Below are 14,807 nucleotides of genomic sequence, written 5' to 3' on the forward strand. Positions count from 1 at the left end.
AACTCGATAATCAAGCTGTTCTAGAACTTCAATGACCGGAAGGTCATCCACTTGAAGTTTTCGATAAGGTTTATTTACGGGCTGTTCAGTAGGTTTAACGAACATGCTTTTACCAATCAATAAAGTAAGCAATGTTCGAATGAGTTGTTCTTGATAGTTTATAAAAGTTAATAAATAGGTTATAATTTGAGGGTACAAATTGTCACTTCCATTCTTGGTTGTTGGGTGTGTGGTAACCTCAATTATCCAAAGAATTTAGGGGGTGGCAATTTTTTTGCCTATAAAGCCCTCTATGGAGATATTTTATAACCTATTTCTTATAGAAGTTTTGACAATACGTGTAGTCAGTCAGGAGGAGCGGAAATGAAAAAACGGGCACTGATTAGTGTTTCTGATAAAAATGGAGTCACGGAATTTGCTCAGCAATTGAGTGAACTTGGATTCGAAATCGTTTCCACAGGCGGAACGAAAAAGGCATTGGAAGAAAGCGGCGTTCCAGTTGTAGGCGTTAGCGATGTTACAGGTTTTCCGGAAATTTTGGAAGGCCGTGTAAAAACATTAAACCCTATGATCCATGGCGGATTGCTTGCTAAGCATGGTGAACCTGGACATAAACAGCAGCTGGAGGAGCATGGGATTCAGCCAATTCAGGTTGTATGCGTGAATTTGTATCCTTTCCAGCAAACAATCGCAAAGCCGGATGTGACAGTTGAGGATGCAATTGAGAATATCGATATCGGCGGTCCGGCCATGCTTCGCGCATCAGCCAAGAATCATGAATACGTAACAGTTGTAGTTGATCCTGCGGATTATGAAACAGTCCTTTCTCAGCTAAAAGAAAGCGGGGAAGTACAAAAGGAAACACGCCGCAAGCTTGCTGCAAAAGTATTCCGCCATACTGCTGCTTATGATGCAATGATCGCGGAGTATATGACAGATTTGGCTAATGAAGAAACACCTGAAAAACTAACGGTTACCTATGAATTGAAGCAGACGTTAAGATACGGAGAAAACCCTCATCAAAAGGCTGCTTTTTACCGCAAGCCGCTTGGCTCTGAATTTTCGATTGCCAATGCCGAGCAGCTTCACGGAAAAGAGTTATCCTACAATAATATCAATGATGCCGATGCGGCTCTCCAAATTGTAAAAGAGTTCCAAGAGCCGGCAGCGGTTGCTGTTAAGCATATGAACCCTTGTGGAGTGGGCACTGGAGAAAATGTATTCGCTGCATTTTCAAAGGCCTTTGCAGCTGATCCTGTTTCTATCTTCGGCGGAATCGTTGCCTTAAACAGGGAAGTGGATGCAGAGACAGCCAAAAAGTTATATGAAATCTTCCTTGAAATCATCATTGCACCATCCTTCTCAGACGAAGCGCTTGAGATTTTGAAGGGTAAAAAGAATCTTCGCTTATTAACCATTCCATTTGAAGGAAAAAAGAAAGCTGAGATGAGACTATCCACAATCGAAGGCGGCCTGCTTGCCCAGGAATATGACCAATACACGCTAGAAAATGCGGAAGTATCAGTTGCTACGAAAAGGGAGCCGACTGAAGAAGAGTGGAAAGCACTCAAGCTCGGCTGGAAAGTCGTGAAGCATGTGAAATCCAATGCAATTGTCGTCAATGATGCAAATATGACGCTTGGAGTCGGGGCTGGTCAGATGAATCGTGTAGGTTCTGCCAAAATTGCGCTTGAACAGGCTGGGGAAAAAGCAAACGGAGCCGTAATGGCATCTGATGCATTCTTCCCAATGAATGACACAGTCGAGGTCGCAGCCAAGGCTGGCATCACAGCGATCATTCAGCCGGGCGGCTCCATCCGCGACGAAGACTCAATCAAAAAAGCAGATGAGTACGGCATTGCAATGGTATTTACAGGCGTGCGCCATTTTAAACATTAATACGAAAAGCGGAAGCGCCATGAATAAGCGCTAAAGCTAGACAATTACAAACATCCGGGAGTCCTTAACCAGGCTCCTCGATAATATAGCTGACATTTCAACGGAGGTGGCGTTATGAAGGTATTAGTTGTTGGAAGAGGCGGCCGCGAGCACGCGATTTGCTGGAAGATGAATGAAAGCACTTCTGTAGAAAAGGTCTTTGCGGCACCGGGGAATCCTGGGATGGAAGATTCTGCTCAGCTGGTGAACATCCAGGAAAACGATCAGGAAAAGCTAGTTCAGTTTGCCCTGGAAAATGAGATTGGTTTAACAGTAATCGGCCCGGAAGTACCGCTGTTAGAGGGTCTGGCTGACCGTTTTGAGGAAGCTGGGTTAAAAGTGTTTGGCCCAAAAAAGGCAGCTGCTGAAATTGAGGGCAGCAAATCCTTTGCGAAAGAACTTATGCAAAAATATGATATCCCGACTGCAGAGTATGCTGTTTTCAGTGAATATGAAGCAGCAAAGTCTTATATAGAAGAAAAGGGAGCTCCGATCGTCCTGAAAGCGGATGGCCTTGCCGCCGGAAAAGGCGTTATAGTAGCGATGACCCTGGATGAAGCACTAGCGGGAATTGAAGAGCTGCTTTTAAATGAAAAATTCGGTGAAGCCTCCGCAACAGTTGTCATTGAAGAGTTTCTGGAGGGTGAAGAATTTTCCCTGATGGCCTTTGTAAACGGAGAAAATGTTGTGCCTCTTGAAATTGCCCAGGACCATAAGCGTGCTTTTGACGGTGACAAGGGACCGAATACAGGCGGAATGGGTGCCTATTCACCTGTGCCGCATATCGGAGAAGCGACAGTTGAAACTGCTGTTGAAAGGATATTGGAACCAGCTGCAAAAGCGATGGTACAGGAAGGCCGCAGCTTTAGCGGAATTCTTTATGCCGGTTTAATTAAAACAGAAGCAGGCCCTAAAGTTATTGAATTTAATGCCCGTTTTGGGGATCCCGAGACACAGGTTATTTTGCCGCGCATGAAATCTGATTTAGCAGAGGTTATGCTTGCTGTCCTTAAAGGGGAAAAGCCTGAAATCCAGTGGGTTGATCAAGCAATGGTAGGAGTTGTTGCTGCTTCGGCAGGGTATCCTGAATCATATGAAAAAGGCGCTGTTCTTAACGGTCTTCAGGAAATAAGCAAGGAAGTCGCAGTATTCCACGCTGGTACAGATAAAAATAGCTCAGGAGAGTATGTGACAAACGGCGGCCGTGTCCTTCTTGCAGGCGCTAAAGCGGCAAGCCTGAAGGATGCACAGGAAAAAGTTTATCGCGAACTGGAAAAACTTCAGTGCGAAGGTGTCTTTTACAGGAAAGATATTGCCAACAAAGCTATCTCGCACGTCCTTTCTTAGTTTTGCGGATAAACACATAAAGAATTGCCACAATGCTTCCAATCAGTGCTATTAAAACAAACGACATATCCATCACGTATTCCCAAAACATAATGTCAGCTCCTTTTTAGAGTTTTTATGATAGCCATTGGAGTCTTTAAGCCCCCAATTAAGGGGGCTTTTGTTTTTTAGGAAGGGTTTTGCGGCAGAACCTCTTCGGCCATTTCCATCGTTTCGCTATTTCCGCCTTGATTCCTCATGTCTTGCACCATAACCTGGCTCCTTTCAAAAAGAGCCGTTAATGGACAAAAGCGGACGATTCCTTCTGCCACTTTCATGCCGCCGAGCATGGCCATCATTAAATAGGAGTCCCGCCAAGGCCTTTTGACAAGTTTGGATGTGCTCCAGGCTAAAACGGTAAAGCCGATCGTAATGCGAATTAGGGAATTTAAAATCCCGATGTTTGGTTTAACATTCATTGCGGCCACCTCTTTCACAAAATTTTTACAATCTTTTACTGTTTCTTTAATGCGTTAAACAGTGAAATATGATACTATAGAAAAACAAGAGAATGTAAGGGCTTTCTTTATTGTTTTAAAGCCGTTTCAAGGTAAGTTCAATGATAAATAAAATGTTCTTTTTCATATAAAGAAATAATAAAAAGGGAGGGAGTAAGGTGCTGGAACAGCGTTACCGTTGGAAAAACAAGCACTTGCGTGAACATGTTTCCGTACTTGACGGAAAACTGTCACCGACGATACTACTAAAAAACGCACGTTATCTTAATCAGGCATTTCGTAATTGGATAACGGCTAATATATGGATTTATGACGACCGCATTGTCTATGTGGGGGAAAAACTGCCTGAGAAAATAGATCAATGTGAAGTCGTTGATTGTACTGGGATGACGCTGGTTCCAGGCTATATTGAGCCGCATGCCCACCCATTTCAATTATATAATCCCCATTCTTTTGCAAGCTATGCATCACAGTTCGGCACAACCACATTAATTAATGACAATATGGTTTTGGCTTTACAGCATGATAAAAAGAAAGCGTTTTCTTTTTTAAAAGAGATGCGGAATATCCCTGCGACCATGTATTGGTGGTGCAGATTTGATGCTCAAACAGAGATACAGCATGAAGAAGCGACTTTTTCACATGGAAATGTGAAGTCGTGGCTTGAGCACGATGCTGTACTTCAGGGAGGAGAGCTGACTGGGTGGCCAAAGCTTTTGGACGGCGATGATATGATGCTCCACTGGATTCAGGAAACAAAACGGATGAGAAAGAAAATTGAAGGGCACTTTCCGGGTGCATCCGAAAAGACGCTGGCCAAGCTTATGCTTCTCGGTGCTGATTGCGATCATGAATCCATGACAGGAAAGGATGTTTATAATCGCCTTTTACAGGGATATACCGTCTCTCTCAGATATTCTTCAATACGGCCCGATCTTCCGGTTTTATTGGAGGAAATGCATGAGCTGGGCATTAATCAGTACGATCGGATTATTTTTACGACAGATGGGTCCTTCTCGTCCTTTTATGAACAAGGAATTATTGACCATATGATCAGGATCGCGATTGAAAAGGGCGTACCGGTTATTGATGCTTATAATATGGCCACCATCAATGTGGCAAAACATTATGGAATTGATTATCTGCATGGGAATATCGCAACGGGCAGAGTTGCCAATATTAATTTCCTTTCAAGTGAAGAGGATCCAACCCCAGTTTCCGTCCTGGCAAAAGGTGAATGGGTAAAAAGGGACGGTGTAAACCTGAATGCGTATGAATCGGTTCCATGGGATGAATATGGCTTTGAACCGATGAAAATCGATTGGGATCTAACTTCAGATGATATGCAGTTCTCCATGCCGTTTGGGATAAACATGGAGAATGCGGTTATCACGAAGCCTTATTCCATTGCGATTGATGTATCCTCAGAAGAGCTGGAGAGGGACCATGATGAGTGCTTTTTTATGCTTGTGGACCGGGAAGGAAATTGGCGGATCAATACAGTATTGAAAGGATTCGCGAAGAGCCTTGGCGGTATGGCCAGCTCCTTTTCCAATACAGGCGATATTATTTTAATCGGTAAAAGCAAGAGCGAAATGCTGAATGCTTTCAATCGTCTTAAGGAAATAGGGGGAGGCATTGTTATTTCTGAAGAAGGAAATATCGTTCAGGAGATGGTGCTAAGGCTAAAAGGGGTTATGTCAGATAAAAAGGTTGAAGAATTAATGGAGGAAGAGAAACAGCTCGTTCATTATCTGCGGGATAAGGGCTACAGGCATGAAGATCCGATGTATACATTGCTCTTTTTCTCCTCTACACATCTTCCGTATATCAGGATTACCCAGCAGGGAATGTATGACGTCATGAACAAAACGGTACTCTTTCCAACGATAATGCGTTAAAATGTAAAAGAGATGCCATACTAGAGATAAAAGAAACTACTTTGAAGAGCTAACATAGAAAAAACTGCATCGAGGCAAAAAAGGGAATACAGGGGTGCAAAATGCTTAAAAGATGGATAGCTGTTTCAGCAGCCGCAATGCTTTTAGTTTCAGGATGCAGCAGTGAAAAGACAGAAAAGCCTGCAAAGCAGGAAACGGAAAAAGCTGAAGAAGCAACAAAAGGAACAAATGAGGAAAATGAGATTCCATTCCATTATCCGCTTACGGGAACTGGATCGGAATCGGAAGTGGAAGGAAGGGCTGTAGCGGTGATGATCAACAATCACCCCAATGCCCGCCCGCAATCAGGCCTTGATCAGGCTGATATCGTCTATGAATTGCTGGCTGAAGGGGATGTGACCCGTTTCCTTGCCATTTTCCAGAGCGAGCAGCCTGAAGAAATAGGGCCTGTAAGAAGTTCAAGGGACTATTATATCGAGCTTGCGAAAGGCTATAACAGCCTTTACATTGCTCATGGCTACAGCCCGGAAGCCAGAGAGCTGCTAGACAAGGGGTATATTGATAACCTAAACGGAATGGAGTATGATGGCACTTTATTTAAAAGGGCAAGCTTCAGAAAGGCTCCGCATAATTCTTATATTTCATTTGACAATGTACTGAAGGGCGCGGAGCAGAACCATTATTCGATGGAGGAATCGCCTCCTTCACTTGCCTTTCTATCAAAAGAGGAGGCAAAAGCCATTGAGGGTACAACGGCCAAGTCAGTGATGGTTTCTTATAACAATGAATTGTTTAATGTCATTTATGAATATGATGAGAATCTTAAAAAGTACAAAAGATATTCGAATGGTGAACTAACAGCTGATTACCACTCTGGTGAACCTGTTTTGCTGGATAATATTTTCATCGCAGAAGCTTCCCATAAAGTAGTTGACAGTGCAGGCCGCCGTGATATTAACTTAACTTCTGGGGGTAAAGGCTTCCTTCTTCAAAAAGGAAAAATGACAGAAGTTGAGTGGGAAAATAAGGACGGCAGAATTCTTCCTGTCCTAGATGGCAAACAAGCCGGCCTAGTGCCGGGTAAGACTTGGATCAATATTGTTCCCTCAAGCCCCGGTCTTGAGCAAACGGTTTCGTTACAGTCAAAGCAATAATCTGAAAACTATTATCTGATAAAGGGGTATGCAATATATGCAAATTGATAAGCTAAGAGGAAAAGAACTGGACCAGTTATTTAAGTCGATTCTATCTTTAAAGGATTTGGAAGAGTGCTACCGTTTCTTTGACGATTTATGCACAGTTAACGAAATCCAATCATTGGCGCAGCGCCTTGAAGTAGCCCGCATGCTTCGCGAAGGCAAAACGTATCATAAAATTGAAACCGATACGGGTGCGAGCACGGCAACCATTTCTCGGGTAAAACGCTGCCTGAACTATGGGAACGATGCATATGAAATGGCATTGGAGCGAATTAAGGAAGAAGAAGCTGAAAAAGCGTAAATAATCATTTTTCTCTTAAACCGATGGGGATGTTCCCGCGGTTTTTTCTTTGTCTTCACAAGGGGGTTCTATTACATCCTGCTTTTCTTTTTATCCGGCTTCAGCTTCTAGCCCCTCTAGGTCCAGCAGATGAAGCCAAAAAACTGCTTCATTTAGTGGTCTTCCGGCGGACAGGATGCACCAGTGCCGACATTGCCGAAGACATGGCGCCTCTAGTCGGCCAGTGCTTGCCGGGGCGCAGCGGGGCGCTTCCGCTTTTATTTTTTATTCTCTTTCCTAAGTGATATAATGATGAAATGGAATGATAGAATGGAGGCAATTTTGCATGTACAATGTTCGCGAATGGAGCCATATATTTAAGCTCGATCCGGATAAATATATATCAGACGAAGACCTGGAAAAGGTTTGTGAGTCAGGGACGGATGCGATTATTGTGGGAGGAACCGATGGGGTGACTCTTGAAAAGGTGCTCGATTTAATGGCACGGATCCGCAGGTATACTGTCCCCTGTGTTTTGGAGGTTTCAACGATTGATTCCATTACCCCTGGCTTTGATCTTTATTTTATCCCGACGGTCCTAAACAGCCAGGACGTGAAGTGGATTACCGGACTTCACCATGAAGCCGTTAAGGAATACGGAGATATCATGAATTGGGAAGAAATTCTCGTTCAGGGTTATTGTATATTGAATGAGGACTGCAAAGCAGCTCAGGTTACCAATTCCCGTACGAATTTATCTTTGGATGAGGTAAGGGCGTTTGCAATGATGGCAGAGAAGATGTTCCGCCTGCCAATCTTTTATTTGGAGTACAGCGGCAAGTACGGTGATGCTGCTGTTGTTTCCGAAGTAAAAGAAACACTTGACAAAACCGTTTTATTTTACGGAGGCGGCATTGAAAATGAAGAGCAGGCAAAGGAAATGGCTAAGCATGCAGATGTCATTGTGGTCGGAAATATTATTTATAAAGATTTGCAGGCAGCTCTCAAAACTGTGGAAGCATCACGTGCTTAATAGAAAAGCGCTGAGCCCCCCTGGGAATCGGTGTAAGACGTTGAGCTGCATGGGCTCACGCCAGGAAAATAAAAAAATTCAAGTTGATGCAGTTTCCTAAACAGGATAGAATAAAGAATAAGAACATATGTTTCTATGGTGGTGAAGAAAAGGAATGCAATTTTTAACCGATAAATTATTAAATGGATTAAATCCGCAGCAGCAGAGTGCGGTAAAAACAACGGACGGACCTCTGCTAATTATGGCAGGAGCGGGAAGCGGCAAGACAAGAGTACTGACGCACAGGATTGCATATCTTATGGTGGAAAAGGGTGTTAACCCTTATAACATTTTGGCTATTACGTTTACAAACAAGGCAGCACGCGAAATGCGTGACCGTATTCATAACATGATGGGCGGAGCGGCAGATGAAATCTGGATTTCGACATTCCACTCCATGTGCGTGCGGATTTTAAGAAGAGATATTGATCGGATTGGATATAACCGCAATTTTACCATTTTGGACTCTACTGACCAGCAATCGGTCATTAAATCCATCCTTAAGGATAAAAACCTGGATCCAAAGAAGTTTGATCCGCGTGCAATCCTGGGATCCATCAGCTCGGCGAAAAATGAATTGATCACCCCTGAAGAGTATGCGAAAACGGCAGGGGATTATATTCAGCAGGTTGCCAGTGATGTATATACAGAATACCAAAAGAGGTTGCGCCGCAACCAGGCACTTGATTTTGATGATTTAATCATGATTACGATCCAGTTATTTCAGCGCGTTCCCGAAGTGCTTGAATACTATCAGCGCAAATTCCAATACATTCATGTGGATGAGTACCAGGATACAAACAGAGCGCAATATATGCTTGTAAAGCTTTTGGCAAGCCGCTTTAAAAACCTTTGTGTTGTAGGTGACTCCGACCAGTCTATTTATAAGTGGCGCGGTGCGGATATAGCCAACATCTTATCATTTGAAAAAGATTACCCGAATGCACAAACAATTCTGCTGGAGCAAAATTACCGTTCCACGAAAAGAATTCTATTAGCTGCGAATGAAGTGATCAGCAAGAACATGAATAGAAAGCCGAAAAACCTTTGGACGGAAAATGCGGAAGGCAATAAGATCTTTTACTATCGTGCTGATAGTGAGCAGGGAGAAGCGCAATTTGTAGCAGGCAAAATTAAGGAATATATTAATAGCGGCAAGCGAAGCTTATCGGATATTGCGATTTTATACCGTACCAATGCACAGTCCCGTGTAATGGAGGAAGTGCTGCTTAAGTCGAATATTGAATACTCCATTGTCGGAGGCATTAAGTTCTACGACCGTAAAGAAATTAAGGATATCCTGGCATATCTGCGCTTAATTGCTAATCCGGATGATGATATCAGCCTTCAGCGTGTAATTAATGTGCCTAAGCGCGGTATTGGCTCAGGCTCGGTTGATAAAATCGCGAACTTTGCACAGCTCCATGAAATGAGTATGTTTGAAGCGCTTGAGTCCATAGAGCTGATTGGATTAAGCCCGAAAATCACAAAAGGGGCTGCACAGTTCAGGGATCTGGTGAAAAATTATACGCAAATGCAAGAATACTTATCTGTTACAGAATTAGTGGAAGAGCTCTTGGAAAAATCGGGCTACCGCGATATGCTTATTGCCGAAAAATCCATCGAGGCACAAAGCCGTTTGGAAAACATTGATGAATTCCTGTCTGTTACGAAAAACTTTGAAGAAGCAAGTGAAGATAAATCGTTAATCGCATTCTTAACGGACTTGGCTCTTGTTGCTGATATTGATAAATTGGATGATGATGGCGAGAAGGCTGAATCTGTCGTCCTAATGACGCTTCACTCAGCGAAAGGGCTGGAATTTCCTGTTGTCTTCTTAATCGGCCTTGAAGAAGGGGTCTTCCCGCATAGCCGCTCACTGATGGAGGAAGCGGAAATGGAAGAAGAACGCAGATTGGCTTACGTGGGAATCACTCGTGCAGAGGAAGAGCTTTTCATTACGAATGCCCAAATGCGTACCCTTTTTGGACGTACGAATATGAATCCTCCTTCCCGTTTTATCAAAGAAATTCCGGCTGAATTGCTTGATGGCCTTGAGCCGGAGCCGGCAAAGAAATCTTCACCATTCGGTTCATCGCCATTCGGATCCCCGGGAGTGTCCAGACAGGCCCAGCCGCAAAGAAAAGCGGTGGTCCGTCCGTCTGCATCGAACACAGGGGGAGATGAGATTGACTGGAAAGTGGGCGATAAAGCTCAGCACGGCAAATGGGGCACCGGGACAGTTGTCAGTGTGAAGGGCTCCGGAGAAGGCACAGAGCTTGATATTGCGTTCCCGAAACCTGTAGGCATTAAACGCCTGCTGGCCAAATTTGCGCCGATTACAAAGGCGTAAACAAGCTGTTTTATTCTAATAACTAACAGATCCAGACCGGGTGGCTGTGTCTGCCAGGTCTAATCTTTTTGGAAAGGGTTGGATGTATGGACCTTCAAACAGCAGAAAAAAAGGTGAAAGATCTGCATAACCTGCTGAACCAATATAATTATGAGTATCACGTTCTTGACCAGCCATCTGTTCCTGATGCAGAGTATGACAGGCTTATGAGAGAACTTATAGAATTAGAAGATCAATTTCCTGAGCTGAAAACAGGGGATTCTCCTACTCAAAGGGTAGGGGGAGAAATCCTTGATATGTTTGAAAAAGTGGAGCATCAATCCCAAATGCTGAGCCTGGGAAATGCATTCAATGAACAGGATTTAAGAGACTTTGACCGCCGCGTACGCCAGGGAGCCGGAGAAGATGTCACGTATGTATGCGAATTAAAAATTGATGGACTTGCTGTTTCCCTTCGCTATGAGGACGGGCTTTTTGTACTGGGAGCAACAAGGGGAGACGGTACAATTGGCGAAAATATTACCGCCAATTTGAAGACCATTCGTTCTATTCCTCTGCGCCTTAAAGAAGAAGTTAGCATGGAAGTCCGCGGTGAAGCTTTCATGCCAAGGCGTTCCTTTGAAGCATTAAATAAAGCGAAGGAAGAGAATGGAGAAGAACCGTTTGCCAATCCAAGAAACGCTGCAGCAGGTTCTTTAAGGCAGCTTGATCCGCGTCTCGCTGCAAAACGAAATCTGGATATCTTCGTGTATGGAATTGCAGATACTGGCGATACCGGTGTTGTATCCCATAGCGAGGGCCTTGACTACCTGGATAGCCTTGGCTTTAAGACCAATAAAGAACGGAAAAAATGTGCAAATATTGAAGAAGTCATCGAATATGTTGAAAGCTGGACAGACAAACGCCCAAACCTGTCCTATGATATTGATGGCATTGTCATAAAGGTGGATTCGCTGGAGCAGCAGGAGCAGCTTGGCACCACTGCGAAAAGCCCGCGCTGGGCGATTGCCTATAAATTCCCTGCAGAAGAGGTTGTGACAACCTTGAGGGATATTGAATTGAGTGTCGGCCGAACTGGAGTGGTTACGCCAACAGCAATCCTTGATCCAGTTCGTGTAGCTGGAACTACCGTTCAGAGGGCGTCGCTGCACAACGAAGATTTAATTCGCGAAAAGGATATTAAAATTGGCGACAAAGTGGTTGTCAAGAAGGCAGGAGATATTATTCCTGAGGTTGTTAATGTACTCGCTGACAAAAGAACGGGCGAGGAACAGGACTTCAGTATGCCGACACATTGCCCTGAGTGTGAGAGCGAGCTTGTCCGCCTTGATGGTGAAGTGGCTTTACGCTGCATCAATCCAAAATGCCCTGCTCAGATTCGTGAAGGCCTTATCCACTTTGTTTCCCGCAATGCGATGAATATTGACGGACTCGGTGAGAAGGTAATTAGTCAGCTTTTTGCAGAAAATTTGATTAAAGATGTGGCAGACATTTATAAATTAACTTATGGACAGCTTATTCAACTGGAACGAATGGGAGAAAAGTCGGTTAATAATCTTCTCCAGGCAATCGAAAACTCCAAACAGAACTCTTTGGAAAAATTATTGTTTGGCCTGGGCATCCGCCATGTAGGGGCAAAAGCAGCGAAGACACTTGCCCAGGAGTTTGGCAATATGGAGATGCTTGAAAAGGCGACTCGTGAAGATTTAACCGCAATTAATGAAATTGGCGAAAAAATGGCAGACTCTGTCGTTACCTTCTTTGAGCAGGAAGAAGCCCATGAGCTGCTGAAAGAGCTGAAGACGGCTGGAGTCAACATGGAATATAAAGGGCCGAAGCCTGTATCAATAGAAAGCTCAGATAGCTTTTTTGCCGGCAAAACAGTTGTCCTGACTGGAAAGCTCGAAATCATGAGCCGAAATGAAGCCAAAGAAAAAATTGAAGCGCTGGGCGGAAAGGTTTCCGGAAGTGTGAGCAAGAAAACAGATGTTGTAATCGCAGGGGAAGATGCAGGTTCCAAGCTGGCCAAGGCCCAGGAGCTGGGGATAGAAGTTTGGAACGAGGAGAAACTGGCTGAAGAATTAAATAAGTAAGAGGGTGGAAGCGCCGTGAAAAAACTCATGATGCTTGCTTTATCTTTTTCACTTCTGCTTGCAGGCTGTGCGCCTAACTTTAACAAGCAGGAGGAAGTCGTTCAGGAAGATATGAACGAAACAGATAAGGCGATCATTCCGAACTATAAAATTTCAGATAAATATTATCGTACACTATTGCCTTTTAAACCAAGTGAATCAAGAGGGCTTGTAGTCAATAATATTAGCACCAAATATGATATTAATGAATTTGAAACGGGTCTCATGCGGGTCGCCCAAAATGCATTTGATCCGGATAAGTATTTATTCCAGGAAGGGCAGTATCTAAAAAAAGATACAATCCGCTCATGGCTGAACCGTAAATTCACTGAAGAGCAGCTGAAGGAGCAAAAATTAAAGGCCGAGGACAATATTGGCTTGAATCCTATCATTGCGGATGGCGGGAATATTGATAAAAATAATGAAAAAAGCCCCATATATCTTGCACATATCCTTGAGCATAACTATCTTGTAAAAAATAATGAAGATAAAGCAGTGCTTGGTGGGGTTGTGATCGGCCTTGCGATGAATTCTGTCCATTATTATCAGAAAGAGGCTTATGGTGCCACTTATGAGACCAAGATTGACCATGATGTCCTTGAAAGAGAGGGCAAAAAGATGGCAGACGAGGTTCTGCGGAGGGTCCGGCAAATCAAGGGGTTAAAAGATGTTCCTATTACGATTGCATTGTTTAAACAGGAATCACGCACTTCTGTTGTGCCAGGCAGTTTTTTTGCATATGCCAATGCGTCAAAAGGAAGCAGCGAGCTTGGCGGCTGGGAAGAGATCAATGAAAAGTATGTCCTCTTTCCATCCAATGAAGCTGAGAAAAATCACCGTGATGATTTGACTGCATTTCTTAATTTTAAACAGGATGTAGAAAAATACTTTCCGAATTTCAATGGCGTTATCGGAAAAGCTTTTTATGCCCATGATCAATTGCAGGAAGTAAATATTGATATTCCAATCCAATTCTATGGAAAAGCAGAAGGAATAGGCTTTACGCAATATGTAACAGGCCTGGTCGTCAAACACTTCCCAGAATATATTTCTGTTCAGGTAAACATTTCGTCGGTAAACGGCCCAGAAGCGCTTGTCGTCCGCAAAGCAGACCAAAGCGAACCATTTGTCCATATTTATCAATAGCACTTAAAAAACCCAGGGAGAGCTCTCTGGGTTTTTTAGGTGCAATTTTTATGGGAAATTCACGGAGAAGATAAAGTTGGAATTGTGCAGCCGGCATGATTACCATATAGGATCTTAGGGAAGAAAAACTTAAAAAGAAATACCAAAACAGGGTCTGCAAACAATATGTAACAGCCTTAACAAGGCTCTCGTCAAAACGATCAGAAACCCTTATCCTCCTTAAGAAAACCATTTAATCGTCTAGTTGGGTGTTAATATATAACATAAGCGGAGAAAGTTTGAAGATAATGATAATTTCATGTTAATATAAGTGATGGATGTAAACGTTTTAAGAGAATAGCAGTAACTGTGCCAGGCTATAGGGACAGCGCTGTTAGGATCTGGCGTTTGTATATTTGTACATAGGAGGCGGTAAAAATGGTACAACCTTATAAGCATGAACCATTCACGAATTTTAAAATAGAAGAAAATCGTGAAGCGTATTTAAAGGGTTTACAGACAGTAGAAAGCTATTTGGGCCAGGATTATGATCTATTAATTGGCGGAGAGCGCATTTCTACTGAAGATAAAATCGTATCAATCAATCCTTCTAATAAAGAAGAAGTGGTTGGCCGTGTTTCGAAGGCGAACCGCGAGCTTGCCGAGAAAGCGATGCAGGCTGCTGTGGAAGCATTCAAAACGTGGAGAAAAGTAAAGCCGGAAACACGCGCAGATGTNCTGTTCAAAGCTGCTGCGATTATCCGCCGCCGCAAGCATGAGTTTTCTGCCCTTTTAACAAAGGAAGCAGGAAAGCCTTGGAATGAGGCAGATGCTGATACTGCGGAAGCCATTGACTTCCTTGAGTACTATGCACGCCAAATACTAAGAATCAAAGACGGTGTTCCAGTGAACAGCCGTCCGAATGAATATAACCGTTATGACTACATTCCACTGGGAGTAGGC

At 43.5% G+C, this 14,807-nt stretch carries 12 protein-coding genes and 1 pseudogene; 10 read left to right on the forward strand and 3 right to left on the reverse strand.

Annotated elements, in window-relative coordinates; all coding sequences use genetic code 11:
* Positions 1 to 198, reverse strand: a pseudogene (locus L634_RS0125335) (DDE-type integrase/transposase/recombinase); the annotation flags it as partial.
* A gap of 165 nt (positions 199 to 363) precedes the next feature.
* Between L634_RS0125335 and purH the strand changes: the two are divergent.
* Both purH and purD read left to right on the forward strand, forming a co-directional pair.
* A complete protein-coding gene (gene purH, locus L634_RS0125345; protein ID WP_026584840.1) occupies positions 364 to 1,899 on the forward strand; it encodes a bifunctional phosphoribosylaminoimidazolecarboxamide formyltransferase/IMP cyclohydrolase in 1,536 nt (511 codons plus the stop codon).
* Positions 1,900 to 2,013: 114 nt separating this feature from the next.
* Positions 2,014 to 3,285 (forward strand): phosphoribosylamine--glycine ligase, encoded by a 1,272-nt coding sequence (gene purD, locus L634_RS0125350; protein ID WP_026584841.1) that lies wholly within the window; start codon positions 2,014 to 2,016, stop codon positions 3,283 to 3,285.
* Here the strand turns inward: purD and L634_RS34815 are convergent.
* A complete protein-coding gene (locus tag L634_RS34815; RefSeq protein WP_332249066.1) occupies positions 3,263 to 3,376 on the reverse strand; it encodes an EYxxD motif small membrane protein in 114 nt (37 codons plus the stop codon). The genes purD and L634_RS34815 overlap by 23 nt on opposite strands.
* A gap of 76 nt (positions 3,377 to 3,452) precedes the next feature.
* Complete coding sequence (locus L634_RS0125355; protein ID WP_026584842.1) at positions 3,453 to 3,743, reverse strand: YgaP family membrane protein; 291 nt, start codon at positions 3,741 to 3,743, stop codon at positions 3,453 to 3,455.
* Between the two features lie 197 nt (positions 3,744 to 3,940).
* Here L634_RS0125355 and L634_RS0125360 point away from each other — a divergent pair, with 197 nt between their 5' ends.
* From L634_RS0125360 to L634_RS0125400, 8 genes are all read left to right on the forward strand, one after another.
* Positions 3,941 to 5,683, forward strand: a complete 1,743-nt coding sequence (locus tag L634_RS0125360; protein ID WP_026584843.1) for an adenine deaminase C-terminal domain-containing protein — start codon at positions 3,941 to 3,943, stop codon at positions 5,681 to 5,683.
* 101 nt (positions 5,684 to 5,784) lie between these two features.
* Positions 5,785 to 6,837 carry a DUF3048 domain-containing protein gene (locus L634_RS0125365; RefSeq protein ID WP_026584844.1) on the forward strand — a complete coding sequence of 351 codons (1,053 nt, stop codon included), beginning with the start codon at positions 5,785 to 5,787 and terminating at the stop codon, positions 6,835 to 6,837.
* A 37-nt stretch (positions 6,838 to 6,874) separates the two neighbouring features.
* Positions 6,875 to 7,183 (forward strand): YerC/YecD family TrpR-related protein, encoded by a 309-nt coding sequence (locus L634_RS0125370; protein WP_026584845.1) that lies wholly within the window; start codon positions 6,875 to 6,877, stop codon positions 7,181 to 7,183.
* Between the two features lie 325 nt (positions 7,184 to 7,508).
* Entirely contained in the window at positions 7,509 to 8,195 is a 687-nt protein-coding gene (locus L634_RS0125380; RefSeq protein ID WP_026584847.1) for a heptaprenylglyceryl phosphate synthase, read from the forward strand.
* Positions 8,196 to 8,349: 154 nt separating this feature from the next.
* Positions 8,350 to 10,587: a DNA helicase PcrA gene (pcrA, locus tag L634_RS0125385; RefSeq protein ID WP_026584848.1), complete on the forward strand. Its 2,238-nt coding sequence runs from the start codon at positions 8,350 to 8,352 to the stop codon at positions 10,585 to 10,587.
* Between the two features lie 86 nt (positions 10,588 to 10,673).
* Positions 10,674 to 12,680, forward strand: coding sequence for an NAD-dependent DNA ligase LigA (gene ligA, locus L634_RS0125390; RefSeq protein ID WP_026584849.1), 2,007 nt, complete (start codon positions 10,674 to 10,676; stop codon positions 12,678 to 12,680).
* Positions 12,681 to 12,695: 15 nt separating this feature from the next.
* Entirely contained in the window at positions 12,696 to 13,865 is a 1,170-nt protein-coding gene (locus L634_RS0125395) for a CamS family sex pheromone protein (RefSeq protein ID WP_026584850.1), read from the forward strand.
* A gap of 417 nt (positions 13,866 to 14,282) precedes the next feature.
* Positions 14,283 to 14,807, forward strand: a 525-nt coding sequence (locus tag L634_RS0125400; RefSeq protein WP_026584851.1) for an aldehyde dehydrogenase family protein, incomplete at its 3' end; no start/stop codon positions are given.

Origin of the sequence: Bacillus sp. J33, from assembly GCF_000518885.1 — a bacterium.
In the GTDB taxonomy this organism is placed as follows: domain Bacteria; phylum Bacillota; class Bacilli; order Bacillales; family Cytobacillaceae; genus Cytobacillus.